Source organism: Bacillus sp. cl96 (assembly GCF_900100505.1).
GTDB classification, from domain to species: domain Bacteria; phylum Bacillota; class Bacilli; order Bacillales; family Bacillaceae_G; genus Bacillus_A; species Bacillus_A cereus.
Genome location: NZ_FNDM01000002.1, coordinates 71667 through 92778 on the forward strand (window position 1 = coordinate 71667; position 21112 = coordinate 92778).

Sequence of the window (21112 nt, forward strand, 5' to 3'; positions counted from 1 at the left end):
ATTGTTAAAAGTAAACTATTTTATACTTTAAGGTGGTTTTATATATGAAAGAAAATGAAGATATGCAAACGAAAGAAGTCATTCAACAAGTTGGACAGTTATTGAGACAAATTCGAAATGAACAGAAATTAAGTTTAGAAGAATTAGCCCATAAAACAGGAGTTAGTAAATTAACATTAGGAAAGATAGAAAGAGGGGAAACAAATCCGACACTAGCTGTCATTTGGAAAATAACGAAAGGGTTATCAATTCCTTTATCCAGATTAATGGTTGCTGGAGAACCTGTAGCTGTTGCGCGCTGTGGAGAAGGATTTGCAGTAGATGAAGGACAAGCGTGGCATTTAGAAACGATGTTCCGTTATACGAAAGAAACAGGGATGGAAATGCACCGTGCTTGTTTACGATCAAATAGTATATATGAGCCAGAAGCTCATCATGAAGGTGCGATTGAGCTTGTAACGGTAATGAAAGGGAAAGTGTCTATTCAAGTGGAGAATGATGTATACGAATTAAATGAGTTTGATTCCATTCAATTTGAAGCGAATAAGAAGCATATTTATAAAAATGAAGAAGAAGAAGTGGCGGTATTACATTTAACGATGAAATATTCTTCATGAAAAAATCACCTATAGGATTCTATAGGTGATTTGCTCTTCTTAAGTATGTGAAATGATGCCATTAGTACGAACGTGGCATAAGTAATAAACAAATGAAATAAACTAAAAATCCTGTCCCAAAACATAAAACAGCAATAACCCAAATGATACGAATAAGAGTAGAGCTAATATCAAAATATTCTCCTAAACCACCACATATACCAAATAGCATTTTATCAGTTTCGGATTTACATAACCTTTTTGACATATTCCAATCAACTCCTTTTTATATCAAACTGCATACTTTTATTCTATATGGAAATTTATGAGAAGACTATGGGGTTGTATTACATTTTTTTTGTGAGAAGCGATCGTATTAATTGTCTTAATTTTCAGTGGATATTAAACTTGTAGTTATGAGGTGATTTTTAATAAAGGGTGGGGAAATAGAGATGACAGTATATTGGTTGACTAACGTAATGCTTGAATCAGGATATACATATGAAGAAGAGAGAATTTCACAAACAGAAACAGAATTATGCAGTTTACTTATTGAAGATGGTCGAATTAAAAAAATTATAAAAGGGATTGTTCAAGAGGAAGATATAGTAACTTTTGATGCTAAGAACTTATTAATATTGCCAGCTTTCAAAGAGATGCACATTCACATTGATAAAACATATTATAGTGGCCCATGGAAAGCTTGTATGCCAGCAGAAAGTATTTTTACACGTTTTAATGAAGAAGAAAAAATTTTACCAAAGCAATTAGCGACTGCTCAAAATAGAGCGGAAAATATGCTAGAGTTACTACTGCAAAATGGTGCAACGAATATTAGAACGCATTGTAATGTTGATCCAATTATTGGGCTTGGTAATTTGGAGGCGACGTTAGCGGCATTAGAAACATATAAAAATCGAGTATCTAGTAGAATTGTTGCGTTTCCGCAACATGGATTATTGCGCAGTAATTCTGTGCAACTCGTGAAAGATGCGATGCGTATGGGTGCCCATCTAGTCGGAGGAGTAGATCCAGCTACAGTGGATAATGACATTGAAAAGTCATTACATACAATTATGGATATCGCAGTCGAATTTAATGCGGATGTTGATATTCATTTGCACGATGCGAATAATCTTGGAACGTTTACGATGAAGAGATTGGCAAGTTTAACAGAAGAAGCAGGATGGCAAGGCCGTGTAACGATTAGTCATGCACTTGGACTTGGTGGTGTTACTGATAAAGAGGCTGAAGAAGTGGCAGAAAGACTCGCAAATGTAAATATTGATATTACTTCAACAGTGCCAATTGGTAAACAAGTAATCCCAATTCCGTTATTAGATAAAAAAGGTGTTACGGTTTCATTAGGCAATGATAGCATTACAGATCATTGGTCACCGTTTGGAACAGGTGATATGCTTCAAAAGGCGAATCGATTAGCAGAGCGTTTTGGGTGGAGTGACGAAAGGTCTTTAGGAAAAGCACTCCGCTTTATTACAGGAGGAAAAGAAACGTTAAATAAGGAAGGGAAGCGAGTATGGCCGAATGTAGGGGATGAAGCGAGCTTTGTTTTGACGAATGCGACATGCGCTGCTGAAGCAGTAGCGCGTCAAACAGAAAAACGTTTAGTCGTGTATAAAGGAAATATTGTTGTTGGAAGTTTAAATGAGGTGGAATTAAATAATCTTGTGTAGAAGAATCGTTTAAATATTTTGAGGAGGGTTCTAATGGTGAGGATAGAACTCTTCTTTTTTATTCTTACAATATATTTTTATAGGAAAGCTAGAAGGGATGAAAAAATTGGACAATCAACATAACCAAAATCATATTATGGGAACTTTACAATGGTTTATATTTTTATTAGCAAATTCAATCGCACTACCAATTGTCGTTGGCGGATTATTTCATCTTACGACGGAAGAAATATTTTATTTAATGCAGCGTACGTTTTTTGTAGTTGGTATATCTTCTTTTTTACAAGGATGGCTTGGGCATAGACTACCAATTGCGGATGGGCCGGCTGGATCTTGGGTTGGTGTATTTACCGTACTTGCTTATGCAACGGCCGGACAAGATCAATTACATAGTACACTGCAAATTTTAGAATTAGGAATGATAATCTCCGGTATTATTTTAATAGGATTAGGAGTAACTGGTTTTATAGGACGTATTTTATTTTTATTTACGCCGCTTGTGACAGGGACGTTTTTACTTTTATTATGTTTACAATTAAGTGGTGTGTTTTTAAAAGGAATGTTAGGAATTACAGCTACTATTTCTCAAATCGACGGATTTACAGCAATGATCGCGTTTAGTATATTTCTGTTCGTTATTATACTATCTAATTTTGGAAAAGGCTTTGTCAAAAGTTATGCAGTTTTAATAGGATTAATTAGTGGGTGGATTATTTTTCTCATTGCAGGAAAAGTGACAATCCCATCTCAAGTAACTCATTTTGTGCAACTTCCACATATATTTGCTTGGGGACTTCCAAAATGGAATACAGGTATGGCTGTATCAAGTTTTGTTATGGTATGTATTTTAGTTTCGAATACGGTGGCAGCTATTATAGCAATTAATCAAGCAACTATTCATAAAGCGACTATTGAACAAAAACAGTTGAAAGATGGAACATGGGTTGGGGGGATTTCGCATATCATCTCTTCTGTATTTTCAACTGTAGGTGTCGTTCCGTTACCAGCAACGGCAGGATTTATACGTTTAACAAAACAAAAATATATCCGATCGTTCTTAATGGCATGTGCGTTACTAGTCGTAATGTCTCTTTTTCCAAGTATTATTCGTTACTTAGCATCTTTACCATCAGCTGTCGCATCGGCTGTTTTAATGGCTTCGTTCGTACAGTTAATTGGAATTGGATTTAATAATATAAAACAAGTGCCGATGAGTGAAAGGAATGTAACGATTTTAGGCGTTGCAGTATTATTTGGCAGCGGCGTTATGTTTTTACCGTCTGGAGCACTCCAATCCTTGCCGTCTGTTATGCAATATATATTCGGTAATGGTTTATTCGTAGGTACGGTTGTAAGTATATTGCTAGAACAAATATGGCGCGTTGGAAAGTAAGTGGATAAAAAGAGTGTACGCACTGTATAAAAGTCTAAAATAACATAGGAAATAAAGCCCATTTTCATTCACCACCTGCACATTTCGTTCATACAATATCTTGACTAAATAAACACCCAACTTACACATACACAGCTCTGGCTTAAGCAAGGAGGGTTATACCAGTTGAAGGAAAAAGCGTATCAATCTAAACCTTTACTCACAAAGAGAGAGAGAGAAGTATTTGAATTGCTGGTTCAAGATAAAACAACGAAGGAAATTGCAGGTGAACTTTTTATAAGTGAAAAGACAGTTCGCAACCACATCTCAAACGCAATGCAAAAGCTAGGGGTTAAAGGACGTTCACAAGCAGTTGTGGAGCTTCTTCGTATGGGAGAGCTCGAATTATAAGAAAGCAGCCGACTTTTATATAAAAGTCGGCTATTTTTTTGTTTGCTTCACTTGCTATATGAATGATAAAAACGTTTCATACATAAATAGGTAATAAGGAGGGGATATGTTGAAAAGGATACTGTTAGTTTCAACAAGTGCTCATGATATGAATGGACACCCGACTGGTTTGTGGCTTGAAGAGCTCGCAGCTCCTTATCATGTATTAAAAAAGGCTAAGTTTGATGTTGATATTGTGTCAATAAAAGGCGGGAGAGTACCTATAGATAGAGTGTCTATTCCGAATGGTATACCTCGCGAATTCAAGCATGTAGCTTCTTTATTGCAAAATACGAGGCCGATTTCAAATGTTCATTTTTCGGATTATGATGCGGTTTTATTTGGTGGTGGGCACGGGGCGATTGTAGATTTTCCAGGTAATCCATATGTAGCAAATTTGATTGAGAATATGTATAACAATAACCGGATTGTAGCGGCTGTTTGTCACGGAGTAAGCTCTTTAGTCGGTGTGAAAAATAAGGATGGCTCGTTTTTTGTTGCGGGTAAGCGTATAACAGGTTATACAAACGATGAAGAAAGAGCTGTACATTTAGAAAAGCGCGTTCCGTTTTTGCTAGAAAGTAAGTTGAAAGAAGAAGGAGCTTTGTTTTATGTAGCCCCCAATTTTACGCCGCATGTAGTAGTAGATGGTCATTTAATTACAGGACAAAATCCACAGTCTAGCGTGGAAATAGGTAAGGCTATAAAAAGGGCTGTAAATAAATTATAGAAAAAGTACCCGCTACTAACAAAGGTAGTGGGTATTTTTATCCCTCTATTTGCCGGGCAGTAGGACCCCCGATTGGTGAGAGCTAATAATCAGTGGGGATGAACGCCCCCCCACTGATTAAAGTTTCACTGTATTCTAAAATTCCCGTCTCGAAATTGGTTTGTAACCGTCCAGTTGGTAATAATTGATTATAGTTTTTTATGTATAGTATATGAAAATGTAATAAACTAAAAAGGCATAGTGAGTATAATAACTTCATTTATAATCATTCGTGAATTTGCTATACTATTTTGTATGGACAAAAGGGGAGGCTCTTTTAAATGAGAAAAGTCGCATGTGCAAATACTTATATTAATAAAATAAAGCCCATTATTAGAAAGACAAGTTTTAGCCAATTGAAAATAGATGAAATTGCGAAATATATGGATATTAGTAAAGCTACTTTATATAAACGTTTTTCTTCGAAAGATGAAATTATTGAGGTGGTAGTAGAGGATTTCATGAACTATCTACTCGAAGGTGATGCGGATAATCAAGATGAAAGTATGTCATTTACAGAACGTTTCCAAAAGACGTTTATCCATTCTTTAAAATGTGTGACATATATTTCGGATGTTTTTTTGCAAGATTTGAAAGAAGCATATTCGCATTTGTCGGATCAATTAGTCGCTGCCCAACAAAATCGTAACCATAATTTGCAAATGTTTTTTGAAGCGGGTATGGAACAAGGTTATTTTAATAAAATGAATGCACAATTATTTATGGTACAAGATGATGTGATGTTAAGACGTATTATAGATCATTCTTTTTGTATTCAGTACGATATTACGTTAAAGAAAGCGATACTTGATTTTTATCAATTAAAGAAGTATCAACTTTTTAAACCAGAGTATATAGAAGCAATTGATGATTCTGAAATTGAAAAAGAAGTTATTGCTATTTTGCAAATGATTTCGTAAAAAAGCAGATCTCCCTTAATAGAGGAGAATCTGCTTTTTTAGTACATATTATTTTTGCAACTGTTTTAATACTAATTCGGCTACTAGACCACCTGAAGCTGGGTTTTGACCAGTGATAACACGATTATCTTCTAGAGCATAAGCTTCCCACGGTTGCGCGGCTTTTTCGTAAAGTCCTCCATTTTTAATGAGTTCATCTTCTGTTAAAAATGGAACGAATTGATCTAATTCAGCTAATTTTTCTTCTTCATTTGAAAAGCCTGTTACCTTCTTACCGCTAATTAAACGATCCCCATTGCTTAATGTAATATGAAATAAACCAGCAGCTCCATGACAAACCGAAGAAACAATTCCGCCGTTTTCATAAATATTGCGGCTAATATTTTGAAGTTCTTTATTTTCTGGGAAGTCCCAAATAACCCCGTGGCCACCTGCGTAATAAATAACAGCGTAGTCTTCTGGATTCACTTCACTTGGTTTCATTGTAGAACCGAGGCGATTCATAAACTCTTTCTTTTGATACCATTCCCAATCGATACTCTCCGCCATTGCTAAACTATGTGGATCAATTGGTGTATAACCGCCTTGTGGACTGACGTAATCAACTTCGTAACCCGCTTCTTCTACTTTTTTTACGAAATGTACAGCTTCACCAAGCCAAAGTCCGGTAGCCCTATTTAAATTTGGGTATTTTTCTACGCTTGTTAATACAACTAACATTTTTCTCTTCATCATAATCCTCCTATAATGTCTCTTCTATATAAAAGTTCTGTATGCGTTTCATTTTATTAAGTTAAAAAATGTAAATTTGAATAATCATGCCAGTCCTCCTTATATCGGCTTCGAAATTAGTGTATAATAACTTTTGAACAAAGTAAACTAAAAAGACTTAATTAGTTTACTTTGTATATTTTTCGTTGACAAACTGTAATGCTGAAACTATGATAGTTCCATGAATATCGAACAACATACGTGTTTCGTTTCGAATTCAATTTATCGCGCGATAAATTAGCAACTTTTACACATTTAATGAAGTTGTTTAGTGGTGATACAACATTTAAATAAGTTCATTTTTTTATCTATAGTTTGATAGTTTTAAAATTGCAATCAGGAGAGTGTTACACATGGGGAAAGATATAAGAAACCATTCGAAATGGTTTGTTTTTACATTATGTTTTATTGTTTTGTTAGGACCGATGAACGCTGTGTTATTTAATGTAGCGCTAGAGGATATTGCCAATGATTTATCAATTAGTCAATCGAAAGTAAGCTGGGTTGTAGTAGGGTATTCCTTAGTTGTCGGTATTGGTTCGATAATATATGGAAAGCTGGCTGATCGTTACAGTGTAAAAAGACTATTAATTATTTCTATTATCATATTTGTAGCTGGTTCTATTGTTGGATTTGTGAATCAATCTTATGAAATTATCATTTTCGCAAGGTTAGTGCAGGCGAGCGGCGGAGCAGCGTTTATTGCGCTTAGTATGATTGCGGTGGCGAAATTAGTTGCTCCAGCTAAAAAACCAGGTGCGTTAGCAATGATTAGTTCTTCTATTGCATTAGCGGTTGGTATTGGACCTTTAGTAGGTGGGGCAATTACAAATACGTTAGGGTGGCCGTATTTATTTTTATTTATGGTTATTTCAATGATTGGTATTTTCTTACTCGTAAAATTTATGCCAGAAGAGGCGCGACATACAGATGAAGTGTTTCGCTTTGATTTCATTGGAGCAGTTTTATTATTTGTATTGATTACGACCATTTTATTAGGAGTGAATATTAATAGTTGGCTTTTTGTGTTATCTGTTGTTTTTCTATTTTTATTTAAGGCTCATATGAAGAGAACGGAGTCGCCGTTTATTGATATTGAGTTATTTACAAATAAACCATTACTTCGTTTAATAGCGGTCGGATTTATCATTAATGTGGCGTTATGTGCTAGTTTATTATTATTACCATTACTGTTAGGAAGAGGACATGGATTGTCTCCATTCGTTATTGGAATTGTATTGTTTATTGCATCTCTCTTTGGTATTGTATCTAGTTTTATTACCGGAAAGATTATTCCTTCGTTTGGGAATGTGAAGATGATGTATGTAGCTTCTGTAGTTATGATCATTGGCTTTTTAATTTTAGGGATTATTCCGGACGGGAACTTACTCTTTATTTTATTTGCGGTTATTTTAACATTTATGAGTTATTCGGCAATTCAAGTATCATTAAACACATTTATCCCGAAAACATTAAATCCAGCTAAAGTTGGAGTCGGTCTTGGTTTATATAATTTAATTAACTTTTTCGGTATGGCATTTGGACCAGCTGTAGCGAGCAAAATTATGGAATCTACAAATAGTTATCGATTGAATTTTATTTTGATCGTCATTTTAATTGCTGCTCATTTCTTCTTATTAATGGGAATGTCTTCTTTTCAAAAAAAGATGGAGCAATGAATATGCACTTTATATAGAAGAAACCGACTTTCTTATAGAAGGTCGGTTATTTTTCTATCTTGCAAATTACGAAAAAAAGGAGCAAAATAAAAAAGGTCCTAGTCTATACATGGGAAAATGAAAATTTTCATACAGAAGCATTTGAAGTGAGCGAACTTAAAGTGTGTAAAATATAATGATAAACATAAAAGATGATGAATGAGAAAACGGGTGATGAAGTTGAATAGAGCAATCGGTGTTATCGATTCAGGAGTTGGCGGTTTAACAGTAGCGAAGGAATTAATTCGTCAGTTGCCGAAAGAGCGTATCATATATTTAGGAGATACAGCACGTTGTCCTTATGGTCCACGTTCTCGAGAAGAAGTACGTCAATTTACGTGGGAAATGACAGAGCATTTACTAGATTTAAATATTAAAATGTTAGTTATTGCGTGTAATACAGCAACTGCAGTTGTATTAGAAGAGATGCAAAAACAATTACCAATTCCAGTAGTAGGAGTTATTCACCCAGGATCACGTACAGCTTTAAAAGTGACAAACACGTATCACGTTGGGATTATTGGAACGATTGGAACGGTGAAAAGTGGTGCATACGAAGAGGCGTTAAAGTCTATTAATAACCGTGTTATGGTAGAAAGTTTAGCTTGTCCACCTTTCGTTGAACTTGTAGAGAGTGGGAATTTCGAAAGTGAAATGGCGTATGAAGTTGTAAGAGAAACGTTGCAACCACTGAAAAGTACCGATATTGATACACTTATATTAGGGTGTACACATTATCCGATTTTAGGACCTGTTATTAAAAAAGTAATGGGAGATAAAGTGCAACTAATTAGTTCTGGTGATGAAACAGCACGTGAAGTAAGTACAATCTTATATCATAGTAAAATGTTGAATGAAGGAGAAGAACAAAGCGATCATCTCTTCTTAACAACAGGAAAAATAGGCTTGTTTAAAGAAATTGCATCAAAATGGTTCGGTCAACCGATTGAAAATGTGAAGCATATTCATTTAGAAAAAGAATAATAGTAGAATTTATATAAGTGAGCTCCTGAGAAATCAGGAGTTTTTGTTTTATCTTGCTATTTGCTAGGGAGTAAGACCCCTGTTGATTAAAGTTTCAATTTATAAGAGGCGCAGCTTGTTCTAAAACGTGAAACAGCTCGTATACATAATAGTACAAACTTAGATTTTAGGGGGGGAATGGCATGCCTAAATCCACTTTTAAATGGGTTGTTGGTGCTACTGTGAGTGCTGTTTTACTAACAGGGTGTGGCTTTATAAATCAAGAGAAAGCAACTGAACAAATTGATCCGCCAAAACAAGTTACGTATACAGAGGGTGGGAAGAAAGAAGTAGCTAAAAAAGATAAGCAAGGGCAAATGGTAAATAGAGAACTATACCTTGTTGATAAAAATGGTTATGTTGTACCACAAACGTTAGCTATACCTACTCCGAAAGCAAATGAGACTGTGAAGCAAACGTTAGAATACCTTGTGAAAGATGGACCGGTAACGAATTTATTACCGAATGGGTTTCGTGCAGTCATTCCGGCGAATACAACGATGACCTTAGATTTGAAAAAGGACGGAACGGCAGTTATTGATTTCTCTAAAGAAATGAAAAACTATGCGAAAGAAGAAGAGCGTCAAATCGTTGAATCTATAGCTTGGACGTTGACGCAATTTACAGAGATAAAACAAGTGCAGTTCCAAATAAATGGTGAGAAATTGGCAAAGATGCCGGTTGGTGGTACACCGCTTGGTGAAGGAGTGAGCCGTGCAAATGGTATTAACTTCGATGATGAACAAGTAGCAGATGTAACAAATACAAAACCAGTCACACTGTATTTTATGGCGCAAAATAATAATAAACAGCAATACTACGTACCAGTCACACGCCGCGTTGCGGAAGGTAAAGAAAATGACTATGCAACAATTATAGATGAACTTGTAAAAGGTCCGATCCATCAATCGCTCCTGAATGATTTTAATCCAGGCGTTAAGCTTATTACGAATCCGAAATTACAAGACGGAAATCTTACATTAAACTTTAATGAAAATATATTTGTAAACCCAGATAAAAATATGATCTCAAATTACGTATTGAAGTCGTTAGTTTTATCTTTAACAGAAAAGAAAGGTGTGAAAAATATTTCTATTGAAGTGAATGGAAAAGCAAATCTTATAGATGAAAAGGGCGGAAAGTTAATAAAACCTGTAGATCGTCCAGAAAACGTGAATACAGGTAGTTTTTAATCGTCAATAATTTGATATACTTAAGTAAGAAAGGAGAATTGCTTTTTGGGTTCTCCTTCTTTTATTGTATACATATCATACATTTAAATTTGGCTATACTAACGAGTAGTAATTAAGAGGAGGTTATTTTTATGCGAGTAGATGGTAGAGAGAAAACAGAATTACGCCATATACATATTCATACGAATTATTTAAAACATCCAGAGGGATCTGTATTAATTGAAGTTGGGGATACAAAGGTGATTTGCTCAGCAACAATTGAAGAGCGTGTACCACCGTTTATGCGTGGAGAAGGAAAAGGATGGGTAACAGCTGAATACGCGATGATTCCGCGTGCAACAGAACAACGTACGATTAGGGAGTCAAGCAAAGGGAAAGTAACAGGGCGTACAATGGAAATCCAGCGCTTAATTGGACGAGCATTACGTGCGGTAGTTGATTTAGAAGCGCTTGGCGAGAGAACAGTTTGGATTGACTGTGATGTCATCCAAGCAGATGGTGGAACGAGAACAGCTTCTATTACAGGTGCATACGTAGCGATGGTATTAGCGTTTGAGAAGTTATTACAAGCAGAAAAAGTATCTAAAATTCCAGTAAAAGATTATTTAGCAGCAACGTCAGTAGGGATTGTTGAAGAGCAAGGTGTTGTTTTAGATTTAAACTATGCAGAAGATTCTAAAGCAGACGTTGATATGAATGTAATTATGACTGGAAAAGGTCAGTTTGTTGAAGTGCAAGGAACTGGAGAAGAAGCGACGTTTAGTAGAGCGCAGTTAAATGAATTACTTGATGCAGCAGAACAAGGCATTTTCCAACTGATTGATATGCAAAAAGAAGCGTTAGGTGACATCGTATCTCATATAGAGTAGAGGTGGAAAGTATGAAACAAGTTGTTGTAGCGACAAAAAATATGGGGAAAGTACGTGAATTTGCTGAGTTATTTGAGCGATTTGATTTAGAAGTGAAATCATTACACGATTTTCCTCATATTGAAGAAGTCGAAGAAACTGGTGAAACATTTGAAGAAAATGCGATCTTAAAAGTGGATAGTTTGAGTAGACAGTTGAATGCAATTGTAATTGCGGATGATTCAGGTCTTATTGTAGATGCGTTAAATGGGAAACCAGGCGTGTATTCAGCTCGTTTTGCTGGAGAGCCAAAAGATGATCAAGCGAATATTGATAAAGTTTTACAAGAATTAAATGAAATACCGTTTGATAAGCGTAAAGCTCGCTTCTACTGTGCATTAGCAGTAGCTTTCCCTGAAGGTGATAAAAAGCCTGTCATTGTAAACGGGACATGTGAAGGATTTATTTTAGAACAACGCCGCGGAGAAAATGGCTTTGGATACGATCCGATCTTTTATGTGGAAGAATACAAAAAAGCAATGGCGGAATTAAGTTCAGATGAAAAAAATGCTATTAGTCACCGCGGACGTGCTCTTCGTAAGCTAGAAGAAAAAATCCCTGAATGGTTTTTAGGAGAATAAGGGAGAGAGATTGATGAAAGCTTTAATCGTAAGCGATAGTCATAGCTCTGTGAAGGAATTACAGCAGTTAAAAGAGAAGTATGAAGGGAAAGTAGATATCATGATTCATTGCGGTGATTCAGAGCTAACACCTGCTCATGAAGAGCTGCAAGGTTTCCATGTTGTAAAAGGAAATTGTGATTATGCTAACTTTCAAGATGAAATTGTAACTGATGTAGATGGAATTCGCTTCTTAGTTGTACATGGGCATCGACATAATGTAAAAATGACATTACAAACGCTAGCGTACCATGCTGAAGAGGTGGGAGCGCAAGTTGCATGCTTCGGACATTCTCACGTATTAGGTGCGGAATTAATCGAGGGCGTTTTATTTATTAATCCAGGCAGTATTTTATTACCACGTCAGCGTGTAGAAAAGACATTTGCTTTATTAGAAATGGATGAAAATCAAATGGAAGTTCGTTTTGAAACGTTAGACGGACAACTAGTTGAACAGGCAGTTTTTAAAAGAGGATAAGAAAATTTATCCTCTTTTAAAAAAGGTGTTGACTTTATGTGTGGTTATACATATAATAAATATTGTCGATAGGGCAACGGCGCTAACGAAGAAAAGAAAATAACATATGCGGGTGTAGTTTAGTGGTAAAACAAGAGCCTTCCAAGCTCTGGTCGAGAGTTCGATTCTCTTCACCCGCTCCATGTCCCAGTAGCTCAGCCGGATAGAGCATACGCCTTCTAAGCGTACGGTCGGGAGTTCGAATCTCTCCTGGGACGCTAAAAAAACCTTGTTATCAAAAGATAACAAGGTTTTTTGTTTGTCTAAAATTTGATGTTTGGGTTATAAGTGTAGTTCATGCTTAATATTTGCGACCTTTCCTTTGATATTAAGCAGTTGCATATGTACTTTTTTTCTTAAATAAAAAGAGCGCCATTTATGCGCCCTATTCATCTTATTTAATTTAAAGAATTAATAGGTTTATGATGGAACTCAAATCCATATCCAGATTCTCTTAATTGTTTACTTGCAATATTATAAAATTCTTTACCATTCTAGTACGGTTGAGCAGCAGTTATCGGAACTTATCCCCGGCAGTGTGTTACAATTAATAGAAGCGGAAAATGAGAATCTCCAATTGACTGGACCTGTGATTGGTTAGATGGTTTAAGAAGGTCGTATAAAAAAGGGAGATGGCGCAAAGATGGCGAGATCAAATGAGAATGATTTAACGGAGAAATTGGCAGAAGGCCACCGAAAATATGGTGATGGCAATTTTACAGTACAGAACATCGGTGATGAAACTAACCCGAATTGGACTGTCGTAAAAAATGTGAGGAAGGGATCGGCAGGCATTCGCGAAGGAGAAGATATATTAAGACTGCGATCAAAATATATAAAATAGTACGGAAATGGGCGGAGCGGGAGTTCGAATCTCTCCTGGGACGCTAAGAAAACCTTGTTATCTTTTGATAACAAGGTTTTTTGTGTATTTGAAATTAGTTGTTAATAAACTTCTCAAATACAAAACCATAATCTTTCACATTATATTGTTTCTTCGTATCAACAAGCCAGTTAAAGGCAATCTCGTTCATTTCTTTAAATTGCTCTGCTAAATTTACTTGTGCGTTTGAAATGCGGCTAAAGGCATTAGATGCCATATCTAAACTTTTATGTGCATATTGTAATGTAATATCGTTGTCGTATGAAATTTCTTCGATTTTAAGTAAAGCCTTATACAAATCTTTTAATTCTTCAATATGTTTTTTATGAACATCAATTGAGTAATGTTCATCGCCCATTTGAAACTTAATTTCTACATCTAAATCAATCGTTCCTGCAGTTTCGAGTGCTACGTTTTTAATTTGATATTTACTATAACGAAAGCGGCGTAGTGTACGTTTTTTACTTGTTGCGCTTGTACCGTCTAAGTGAATTAACCCTTTGTTTGTGAAGCAATATTCATCTGATTTCGATTTAATTAGAAAGTAAATTTTCTCTCCATCTTCATGCATTACATAATCATCGGCATCGACCTTATCATAGTCTTTAGGTGTAATAACAGAACCTACATCGCTTAGTCCTAATACATCTGCGGCCATTTTTTTAAACATATATAATCCCCCTTGTAAATTAAATTCTTAATTGTATAAAAATATATTAACATGATTTTCATCCTTTGTTTTCTTGTAATACGAAAATATCTGAAGGTAAGTTAAGAAAAGTAATGAATAATTATTTTGATCCTAAATTATTTAGTAAATCTATTAGTTTAAGATTGGATTCTCCGAAAAATAACCAAGAGAAAAAAGTTAATTTTGCAAGTGATTATAGAGAAATTCCGTGAAAGCACCTCAAGCTATGTGAGGTGTTTTTCTATCCTCTTTTGAAATCTTACAATTCTGTAAGGTAACTGTAAGGTAGTTCGATGGTAACAAATTGCTAATCTTTTATAATGAAGATAACAACGATAAAACGAGGAGGCAGAAATGATGAAAGGATTAGTTGTAACGGGCTTAACGGTTGCTTTTGGATTTGTAGCATATGAGAAATTAACGTATGTAGTTGATGTTGTGAAACATTTGATTGCTTAGAGAAAACAGCCATGAGAGGGAAAGGGAATGAGTGAATGAATGGAATGGTTATTTGGAATTATAGGTACTTGTAGTGTAGTGTTATTGTTCTTTGTCCCAAGTGGTATACTTAGTTCGACAACAAGTTTGTTCTTCTTAAGTTTGTTTGCTTGTACGATGCTTATTATTATGTTTTTAATGAAGCGAAGTAAACCAATCTTCTATTTTAGCATGATTGTTATGGCAATTATTGTTCTCCAAATTATTACCCTTGTAATATACCCCACAATTATAAAAGCTTTCCATTAATGATGAATCCTCTGCGCTTGTTGCTGGGGATTTTTATTTGTACAATTTTAATTTTTAGTAGAGATTTATTCGTATTGGAATGTAAAAATTAAATATTTTTATATTTCAAACAAATAGTTTTGGGATGTTGTGTTCTCATTACGCATTTGATATATTTACTTTGAACATAATTAAAATCAAGAAAAAGAGGCGGACGTATGGATAAAAAAGAAAATACGGTCGTATTGTTTCCACAACTATCAGAGCGCTATATTGATGAAGGTTTTTTAGCGCTGAAAGAGCGGAAGTTCGAAGATGCATTGCGCTGCTTTGAAATATTACGTCAGTATAATGCGGAAACGGAACAAACGGAATTAGCTTCAGTTATTTGTTTACTCGAATTAAAACGTATGGAAGAAGCGAAAGACAAATGTGAACAGTTGCTTAAAACAGGAGTTGTCTTATTTGGTGATATTCTTGAAACGTACGTGACTATTTTAGTTCAAACAAATGATTATGAAGGTGTTATTGAAACTGTTGAAAAGGTTTTACAAACGAAAGATATAATGCCTGATCAAAAGGAAAAATTAGCGCAACTTGCTTTATTTGCAGAAGGTATGCTCAATGAGGGAGATGCATCGCTAGTCGATTCAAATTTTGAGTTGGATGAGTTTACTAATGAAATTTTTGGAGAAAACTTTGGACAGAAGCTAAGAGCGATTCAGCGACTTTCGTTAAAAGACTTAGATCTTGCATTACCTGTTTTAAAGAAATTTTTAATAGAAGAAGAGCAACACCCCTATTTGAAAACTTCTATTTTGTATAAAATGATAGAAAGTCAGGTAGAAGAGGAAATAGAGGTAGAAAAGTTTGGGAATACGATTAAGGTAATTCCAGCATTTACAGGTCATAATGAGGAGCAATCCAATAACATTATACATAAATTATCAAGTCGATTAGAGCAAAATTATCCCGATATATTTGAAGCAATGGTTACATATTGGAAAGAATTGCAAATTAGCGTTTTCCCATTTGCTCTATTAATGGATAAAGAAGAGATTTGGTCAGCTGTTTTAGAGAGAATTGGAAGAAAGCGTTTCGGATTGGCTATTGATGAAGAAGAGCTTATGGCAGCATACAATATCGAATTGGAAGAGTTTCATATTGCCTATCAATGGTTATTACGTGTTGAAAGAGAAGGATATTTGCCCGTATAATTATGAAAAAGAATCGTTCAGTTCTTGAAACGAGCATATTCTATGTTATAATGTAAGGGTTGCAAAAGGCAGAAAACTGCCTGTTTGTAAGAGAAGAGAAGTGTAATTCTCTTACTTAATATGTTTCATATTATTCTCGAACAAAATATACCGTAGTTGTCTTCTGGGCAATTAGTAGATTGGAACATTATATCTGAAAGCTTTTGCTAGAGGATTATTTGTGTATTTGTTATTTCAAAAAAGAGATAATGAAGATCTTAATCTATAGAGGTATGTGCATACATTATTATAGTTGGAGGGAAAGAATAAATGTCTACAAAATGGGAAAAATTAGAAGGTAACGTTGGCGTTTTAACAATCGAAGTTGATGCTAAAGAAGTAAACAACTCTATCGACGCTGCGTTCAAAAAAGTAGTAAAAACAATTAACGTACCAGGTTTCCGTAAAGGAAAAATGCCTCGTCCATTATTCGAACAACGCTTTGGTATTGAATCTTTATACCAAGATGCTTTAGATATCATTTTACCAAAAGCATACGGTGAAGCGATTGAAGAAGCTGGTATCTTCCCAGTTGATCATCCTGAAATCGACATCGAGAAGTTCGAAAAAAATGCTAACCTTATCTTCACTGCAAAAGTTACAGTGAAACCTGAAGTTAAATTAGGTGAGTACAAAGGTTTAGCAGTAGAAAAAGTTGAAACAACTGTAACTGACGAAGATGTAGAGAACGAATTAAAATCTTTACAAGAACGTCAAGCTGAACTAGTTGTTAAAGAAGAAGGAACTGTTGAAAACGGTGATACAGCTGTAATCGACTTCGAAGGTTTCGTTGATGGCGAAGCATTTGAAGGCGGAAAAGGCGAAAACTACTCTCTAGCAATCGGTTCTGGTACATTCATCCCAGGTTTCGAAGAGCAAGTAATCGGTCTTAAATCTGGTGAGTCTAAAGACGTTGAAGTATCATTCCCAGAAGAGTACCATGCTGCTGAATTAGCTGGCAAACCAGCAACATTCAAAGTAACAATTCACGAAATCAAAACAAAAGAACTTCCTGAGTTAAACGACGAGTTCGCTAAAGAAGCAGACGAAGCGGTTGCAACTCTTGATGAATTAAAAGCAAAACTTCGCACAAACTTAGAAGAAGGCAAAAAGCACGAAGCTGAGCACAAAGTACGTGACGAAGTAGTAGAATTAGCTGCTGCTAACGCTGAAATCGAAATTCCAGAAGCTATGATCAACACTGAGTTAGATCGTATGGTTCGTGAATTCGAGCAACGTTTAAGCCAACAAGGTATGAACCTTGAGCTTTACTACCAATTCACAGGTACTGATGCTGACAAATTAAAAGAGCAAATGAAAGAAGATGCACAAAAACGTGTAAGAATCAATCTTGTTCTTGAAGCTATCATTGAAGCTGAAAACATCGAAGTTACTGAAGAAGAAGTAACTGCAGAAGTTGAAAAAATGGCTGAAATGTACGGTATGCCAGTAGACGCTATCAAGCAAGCTCTTGGAAGCGTAGACGCTTTAGCTGAAGATCTTAAAGTGCGTAAAGCTGTAGACTTCTTAGTAGAAAACGCTGCATAATAAAATAACAAGGCACGATTAAAATCGTGCCTTGTTTTATAAATATAGAAATATATTTATAAAACTTTTCGATGGAGAAGGAAAAGTTCCTTTACAAGTCGAATATACATATTTCAAAAGTTTTAAAAATTTTTTATTTGTACATAACTAGTCATATTATTTGTATTTCTCGCCACGTAGTGACATAATATGTATTTACATACGATACATTTATCGTGTACATACGAAGGCAAGAGGTTAGCACTTTGTAAGGGGTGTGAAAATATGTTTAAATTTAATGATGAAAAAGGGCAATTAAAATGTTCTTTCTGTGGTAAAACACAAACGCAAGTTCGAAAGTTAGTGGCAGGTCCAGGTGTTTACATTTGTGACGAGTGTATCGAACTTTGTACTGAAATTGTACAAGAGGAGCTTGCGAAGGACGAAGAAGTAGAATTCAAAGATGTACCGAAACCGGTAGAAATTCGTGAAATCTTAGATGAGTATGTCATCGGGCAAGATAGCGCGAAAAAAGCACTAGCGGTAGCGGTATATAACCATTACAAACGCATTAATTCTAACAGCAAAATTGATGATGTAGAATTAGCGAAGAGTAATATCGCACTTATCGGGCCAACAGGTAGTGGTAAAACATTACTGGCACAAACTTTAGCGCGTATTTTAAATGTTCCATTTGCAATCGCGGACGCAACATCTTTAACAGAAGCTGGATATGTTGGGGAAGATGTAGAAAATATCTTACTAAAATTAATTCAAGCAGCTGATTATGATGTAGAGAAAGCGGAAAAAGGAATTATTTATATTGATGAGATTGATAAAGTGGCACGTAAGTCCGAAAATCCATCAATTACACGTGATGTATCTGGTGAAGGTGTGCAGCAGGCACTTCTGAAAATTTTAGAAGGTACTGTAGCAAGCGTTCCACCTCAAGGTGGTCGTAAGCATCCGCACCAAGAGTTTATTCAAATTGATACAACGAACATCTTATTCATTTGTGGTGGAGCGTTTGATGGCATTGAGCCGATTATTAAACGTCGCCTTGGTGAAAAAGTAATTGGATTTGGTTCTGAGAAGAAAAATGCTGATGTGAATGAGAAGCATGTTTTATCTCACGTATTACCAGAGGATCTTTTAAGATTTGGTTTAATTCCAGAGTTTATCGGTCGTCTTCCAGTTATTGCGAACCTAGAGCCACTTGATGAAGATGCTCTTGTTGATATTTTAACGAAACCGAAAAATGCACTTGTTAAGCAATTCCAAAAATTATTGGAGCTTGACGATGTTGAGTTAGAGTTTGAAGAAGGTGCACTAATCGAAATTGCGAAAAAAGCAATTGAACGTAAAACGGGTGCTCGTGGACTTCGTTCTATTATTGAAGGCTTAATGCTTGATGTAATGTTCGAACTTCCATCTCGTAAAGATATCGAGAAGTGTATTCTTACAAAAGAAACAGTAGCTGATAATGAGCCGCCAAAATTGGTGTTACAAGACGGTACTGTACTTGATACAAAAACATCTGCATAATGCGAAAGGGAAACAGCAATTTTTATAATTGCTGTTTTTCTTTATGTTTAGCTACGTTCCTCCGCGGAAATACTAAGAGATAAAATATTGCGGGAGGAAATAAATAATGAGCTGGACAAATATATTTTTAGTTGTTCAACTTGTTTTTGGTGTAATTGTCGGATTGTATTTCTGGCATTTACTTCGAAATCAACGAACACAAAAAGTTTCAATTGATCGAGAATCGAAAAAAGAATTAGAACAGCTTCGTAAAATGCGTGAGATTTCTTTAACAGAGCCGCTAGCAGAAAAGGTGCGTCCTACAACCTTTTTAGATATTGTAGGGCAAGAGGACGGAATTAAGTCGTTAAAAGCGGCTCTTTGTGGTCCGAATCCGCAACATGTAATCATATATGGCCCGCCAGGTGTTGGGAAAACAGCGGCAGCACGTCTTGTATTAGAAGAAGCGAAACGAAATCCTAAATCTCCATTTCGTACGAATGCAACATTTATTGAACTTGATGCGACAACAGCTCGGTTTGATGAACGTGGTATCGCAGACCCTTTAATAGGTTCGGTGCATGATCCGATTTATCAAGGTGCTGGGGCGATGGGGCAAGCAGGTATTCCGCAACCGAAAAAAGGTGCTGTAACAGATGCACATGGTGGTATTTTGTTTATTGATGAGATTGGCGAGCTCCATCCGATTCAAATGAACAAAATGTTAAAGGTGTTAGAAGATCGAAAAGTATTTTTAGAAAGTGCGTACTATAGTGAAGAAAATACGATGATCCCAACATATATACATGATATTTTCCAAAAAGGCTTACCGGCAGATTTTCGCTTAGTTGGAGCAACGACACGTTCGCCAGAGGAAATTCCTCCTGCTATTCGGTCACGTTGCTTAGAAGTATTTTTCCGTGAATTAGATACGGAAGAAATTCAAAAAGTAGCGAAAAATGCCGCGGAAAAAGTGGAAATGCAAATAGGTGAAAATGGTATTGAAATGATCGGGATGTATGCAAGGAATGGACGAGAAGCGATTAATCTCGTGCAAATCTCTGCTGGTATGGCGATAAATGAAGAACGTTCTTTCATTAAGGATGAAGATATAGAGTGGGTTGTTCACTCAAGTCAGCTTACACCGAAATATGAAAAGCGCATTTATCCGATTCCAAGGATTGGTCTTGTAAATGGTCTTGCTGTATACGGACCAAATACAGGTGCGTTATTAGAAATTGAAGTAACAGCAATCAAGGCGAAAGATAAAGGATCGGTAAATGTTACCGGAATTGTGGAAGAAGAAAGTATTGGTAGTCAAACGAAATCGATTCGTCGTAAAAGTATGGCGAAAGGCTCTGTTGATAATGTATTAACAGTACTTCGTTCTTTAGATGTGTTGCCAGAAGGATATGATATACATATTAATTTTCCAGGTGGTATCCCGATTGATGGCCCTTCTGCAGGAATCGCTATGGCAACAGGTGTATATTCTGCGGTACACCGCACGTATGTAAATAATGAAGTAGCGATGACAGGGGAAATAAGTATACACGGAGAAGTAAAGCCTATTGGTGGCGTATACGCAAAAATAAAAGCTGCGAAAAAAGCGGGAGCTAAGAAAGTCATTATTCCTGCTGAAAATATGCAACCATTTTTGTATACGATCAAGGGAATTGAAATTATTCCTGTCCGTAAGTTAAAAGAAGTATTTGAGTTAACGTTTATGCAAGAAAATATGCATAGAGAGCTAGATGTACATACTAAGGTAGACGAAACTGATGCACAATCTATGTAAAAATAAACAATAATAAAATTTGCCAGACTCCGTTTAAGTTTGTATGCTTAATCGGAGTCTTTTTTCTTTTCGTGAGGTAGAAAAACAAGCTATTTACAATTGCGCGGAATCTCAGCAATTGCATCTAGGTGTATTGTAATATAAAATAGTTGAACA

At 35.7% G+C, this 21112-nt stretch carries 21 protein-coding genes and 2 tRNA genes; 20 read left to right on the forward strand and 3 right to left on the reverse strand.

Translation table 11 applies throughout. The annotated features are described in order from the left end of the window. Window positions 1-44 precede the first annotated feature (44 nt). Entirely contained in the window at window positions 45-617 is a 573-nt protein-coding gene (locus tag BLT20_RS04710) for a helix-turn-helix domain-containing protein (protein ID WP_000661920.1), read from the forward strand. A gap of 61 nt (window positions 618-678) precedes the next feature. On the opposite strand, the gene BLT20_RS04715 is transcribed toward BLT20_RS04710, so the two are convergent. Beyond that, window positions 679-864 (reverse strand): PspC domain-containing protein, encoded by a 186-nt coding sequence (locus tag BLT20_RS04715; RefSeq protein WP_000044334.1) that lies wholly within the window; start codon window positions 862-864, stop codon window positions 679-681. Window positions 865-1048: 184 nt separating this feature from the next. Between BLT20_RS04715 and BLT20_RS04720 the strand changes: the two genes are divergently transcribed. The 5 genes from BLT20_RS04720 to BLT20_RS04740 all read left to right on the forward strand — a co-directional run bounded on the left by BLT20_RS04720 (window position 1049) and on the right by BLT20_RS04740 (window position 5801). Further along, window positions 1049-2290 carry an amidohydrolase family protein gene (locus tag BLT20_RS04720; RefSeq protein ID WP_000219556.1) on the forward strand — a complete coding sequence of 414 codons (1242 nt, stop codon included), beginning with the start codon at window positions 1049-1051 and terminating at the stop codon, window positions 2288-2290. Window positions 2291-2387: 97 nt separating this feature from the next. Beyond that, the gene (locus BLT20_RS04725; protein WP_000732140.1) at window positions 2388-3683 is read left to right on the forward strand and encodes a purine/pyrimidine permease; all 1296 of its coding nucleotides are present in this window, start codon (window positions 2388-2390) and stop codon (window positions 3681-3683) included. A 165-nt stretch (window positions 3684-3848) separates the two neighbouring features. Continuing rightward, window positions 3849-4073 carry a spore germination transcription factor GerE gene (gene gerE, locus BLT20_RS04730; RefSeq protein WP_000659484.1) on the forward strand — a complete coding sequence of 75 codons (225 nt, stop codon included), beginning with the start codon at window positions 3849-3851 and terminating at the stop codon, window positions 4071-4073. A 106-nt stretch (window positions 4074-4179) separates the two neighbouring features. Next, window positions 4180-4842 (forward strand): type 1 glutamine amidotransferase domain-containing protein, encoded by a 663-nt coding sequence (locus BLT20_RS04735; RefSeq protein WP_000919610.1) that lies wholly within the window; start codon window positions 4180-4182, stop codon window positions 4840-4842. Between the two features lie 320 nt (window positions 4843-5162). Continuing rightward, window positions 5163-5801, forward strand: a complete 639-nt coding sequence (locus BLT20_RS04740) for a TetR/AcrR family transcriptional regulator (RefSeq protein WP_001233009.1) — start codon at window positions 5163-5165, stop codon at window positions 5799-5801. A 48-nt stretch (window positions 5802-5849) separates the two neighbouring features. Here BLT20_RS04740 and BLT20_RS04745 read toward each other — a convergent pair whose 3' ends face one another. Then, the gene (locus BLT20_RS04745) at window positions 5850-6533 is read right to left on the reverse strand and encodes a type 1 glutamine amidotransferase domain-containing protein (protein ID WP_000823847.1); all 684 of its coding nucleotides are present in this window, start codon (window positions 6531-6533) and stop codon (window positions 5850-5852) included. 392 nt (window positions 6534-6925) lie between these two features. On the opposite strand from BLT20_RS04745, the gene BLT20_RS04750 reads away from it, so the two are divergent. From BLT20_RS04750 to BLT20_RS04795, 9 genes are all read left to right on the forward strand, one after another. Continuing rightward, window positions 6926-8251: an MFS transporter gene (locus tag BLT20_RS04750; protein WP_000513857.1), complete on the forward strand. Its 1326-nt coding sequence runs from the start codon at window positions 6926-6928 to the stop codon at window positions 8249-8251. Between the two features lie 213 nt (window positions 8252-8464). Continuing rightward, window positions 8465-9274, forward strand: coding sequence for a glutamate racemase (gene racE / locus BLT20_RS04755; protein WP_000774005.1), 810 nt, complete (start codon window positions 8465-8467; stop codon window positions 9272-9274). A 182-nt stretch (window positions 9275-9456) separates the two neighbouring features. Next, complete coding sequence (gene gerM / locus BLT20_RS04760; RefSeq protein ID WP_001126748.1) at window positions 9457-10506, forward strand: spore germination protein GerM; 1050 nt, start codon at window positions 9457-9459, stop codon at window positions 10504-10506. Between the two features lie 131 nt (window positions 10507-10637). Beyond that, the gene (gene rph, locus BLT20_RS04765; protein ID WP_001261765.1) at window positions 10638-11375 is read left to right on the forward strand and encodes a ribonuclease PH; all 738 of its coding nucleotides are present in this window, start codon (window positions 10638-10640) and stop codon (window positions 11373-11375) included. Window positions 11376-11386: 11 nt separating this feature from the next. Continuing rightward, entirely contained in the window at window positions 11387-11995 is a 609-nt protein-coding gene (locus BLT20_RS04770) for an XTP/dITP diphosphatase (protein WP_000815951.1), read from the forward strand. 13 nt (window positions 11996-12008) lie between these two features. After that, on the forward strand, window positions 12009-12512 hold the full coding sequence (locus BLT20_RS04775; RefSeq protein WP_000645488.1) for a metallophosphoesterase: 504 nt from the start codon (window positions 12009-12011) through the stop codon (window positions 12510-12512). Between the two features lie 108 nt (window positions 12513-12620). Next, window positions 12621-12694, forward strand: a tRNA-Gly gene (locus BLT20_RS04785). 1 nt (window position 12695) lies between these two features. After that, window positions 12696-12769: transfer RNA gene (locus BLT20_RS04790), tRNA-Arg, on the forward strand. Window positions 12770-13194: 425 nt separating this feature from the next. Continuing rightward, window positions 13195-13395 (forward strand): hypothetical protein, encoded by a 201-nt coding sequence (locus BLT20_RS04795; protein WP_000124460.1) that lies wholly within the window; start codon window positions 13195-13197, stop codon window positions 13393-13395. 94 nt (window positions 13396-13489) lie between these two features. Here the strand turns inward: BLT20_RS04795 and BLT20_RS04800 are convergent, their stop codons facing one another. Then, on the reverse strand, window positions 13490-14104 hold the full coding sequence (locus tag BLT20_RS04800; protein WP_000473863.1) for a PH domain-containing protein: 615 nt from the start codon (window positions 14102-14104) through the stop codon (window positions 13490-13492). A 519-nt stretch (window positions 14105-14623) separates the two neighbouring features. On the opposite strand from BLT20_RS04800, the gene BLT20_RS04810 reads away from it, so the two are divergent. From BLT20_RS04810 to lonB, 5 genes are all read left to right on the forward strand, one after another. After that, window positions 14624-14872 carry a hypothetical protein gene (locus BLT20_RS04810; protein ID WP_001983650.1) on the forward strand — a complete coding sequence of 83 codons (249 nt, stop codon included), beginning with the start codon at window positions 14624-14626 and terminating at the stop codon, window positions 14870-14872. A 197-nt stretch (window positions 14873-15069) separates the two neighbouring features. Beyond that, window positions 15070-16068 (forward strand): hypothetical protein, encoded by a 999-nt coding sequence (locus tag BLT20_RS04815; protein WP_000358277.1) that lies wholly within the window; start codon window positions 15070-15072, stop codon window positions 16066-16068. 309 nt (window positions 16069-16377) lie between these two features. Next, window positions 16378-17655, forward strand: a complete 1278-nt coding sequence (tig, locus tag BLT20_RS04820; RefSeq protein ID WP_000105215.1) for a trigger factor — start codon at window positions 16378-16380, stop codon at window positions 17653-17655. Window positions 17656-17919: 264 nt separating this feature from the next. After that, entirely contained in the window at window positions 17920-19179 is a 1260-nt protein-coding gene (clpX, locus tag BLT20_RS04825; RefSeq protein WP_000472289.1) for an ATP-dependent protease ATP-binding subunit ClpX, read from the forward strand. Between the two features lie 106 nt (window positions 19180-19285). After that, window positions 19286-20956 (forward strand): ATP-dependent protease LonB, encoded by a 1671-nt coding sequence (gene lonB / locus BLT20_RS04830; RefSeq protein WP_000119176.1) that lies wholly within the window; start codon window positions 19286-19288, stop codon window positions 20954-20956. The last annotated feature ends 156 nt before the right edge of the window (window positions 20957-21112 follow it).

Coding starts and splice junctions, on each gene's coding strand:
- BLT20_RS04770 (WP_000815951.1), top strand. CDS start 11,387: ATGAAACAAGTTGTTGTAGCGACAAAAAATATGGGGAAAGTACGTGAA.
- BLT20_RS04745 (WP_000823847.1), bottom strand. CDS start 6,533: ATGAAGAGAAAAATGTTAGTTGTATTAACAAGCGTAGAAAAATACCCA.
- BLT20_RS04740 (WP_001233009.1), top strand. CDS start 5,163: ATGAGAAAAGTCGCATGTGCAAATACTTATATTAATAAAATAAAGCCC.
- BLT20_RS04815 (WP_000358277.1), top strand. CDS start 15,070: ATGGATAAAAAAGAAAATACGGTCGTATTGTTTCCACAACTATCAGAG.
- BLT20_RS04725 (WP_000732140.1), top strand. CDS start 2,388: ATGAAAAAATTGGACAATCAACATAACCAAAATCATATTATGGGAACT.
- BLT20_RS04720 (WP_000219556.1), top strand. CDS start 1,049: ATGACAGTATATTGGTTGACTAACGTAATGCTTGAATCAGGATATACA.
- BLT20_RS04735 (WP_000919610.1), top strand. CDS start 4,180: ATGTTGAAAAGGATACTGTTAGTTTCAACAAGTGCTCATGATATGAAT.
- BLT20_RS04775 (WP_000645488.1), top strand. CDS start 12,009: ATGAAAGCTTTAATCGTAAGCGATAGTCATAGCTCTGTGAAGGAATTA.
- tig (WP_000105215.1), top strand. CDS start 16,378: ATGTCTACAAAATGGGAAAAATTAGAAGGTAACGTTGGCGTTTTAACA.
- clpX (WP_000472289.1), top strand. CDS start 17,920: ATGTTTAAATTTAATGATGAAAAAGGGCAATTAAAATGTTCTTTCTGT.
- lonB (WP_000119176.1), top strand. CDS start 19,286: ATGAGCTGGACAAATATATTTTTAGTTGTTCAACTTGTTTTTGGTGTA.
- rph (WP_001261765.1), top strand. CDS start 10,638: ATGCGAGTAGATGGTAGAGAGAAAACAGAATTACGCCATATACATATT.
- racE (WP_000774005.1), top strand. CDS start 8,465: ATGAAGTTGAATAGAGCAATCGGTGTTATCGATTCAGGAGTTGGCGGT.
- BLT20_RS04750 (WP_000513857.1), top strand. CDS start 6,926: ATGGGGAAAGATATAAGAAACCATTCGAAATGGTTTGTTTTTACATTA.
- BLT20_RS04795 (WP_000124460.1), top strand. CDS start 13,195: ATGGCGAGATCAAATGAGAATGATTTAACGGAGAAATTGGCAGAAGGC.
- BLT20_RS04710 (WP_000661920.1), top strand. CDS start 45: ATGAAAGAAAATGAAGATATGCAAACGAAAGAAGTCATTCAACAAGTT.
- BLT20_RS04810 (WP_001983650.1), top strand. CDS start 14,624: ATGGAATGGTTATTTGGAATTATAGGTACTTGTAGTGTAGTGTTATTG.
- BLT20_RS04715 (WP_000044334.1), bottom strand. CDS start 864: ATGTCAAAAAGGTTATGTAAATCCGAAACTGATAAAATGCTATTTGGT.
- BLT20_RS04800 (WP_000473863.1), bottom strand. CDS start 14,104: ATGTTTAAAAAAATGGCCGCAGATGTATTAGGACTAAGCGATGTAGGT.
- gerM (WP_001126748.1), top strand. CDS start 9,457: ATGCCTAAATCCACTTTTAAATGGGTTGTTGGTGCTACTGTGAGTGCT.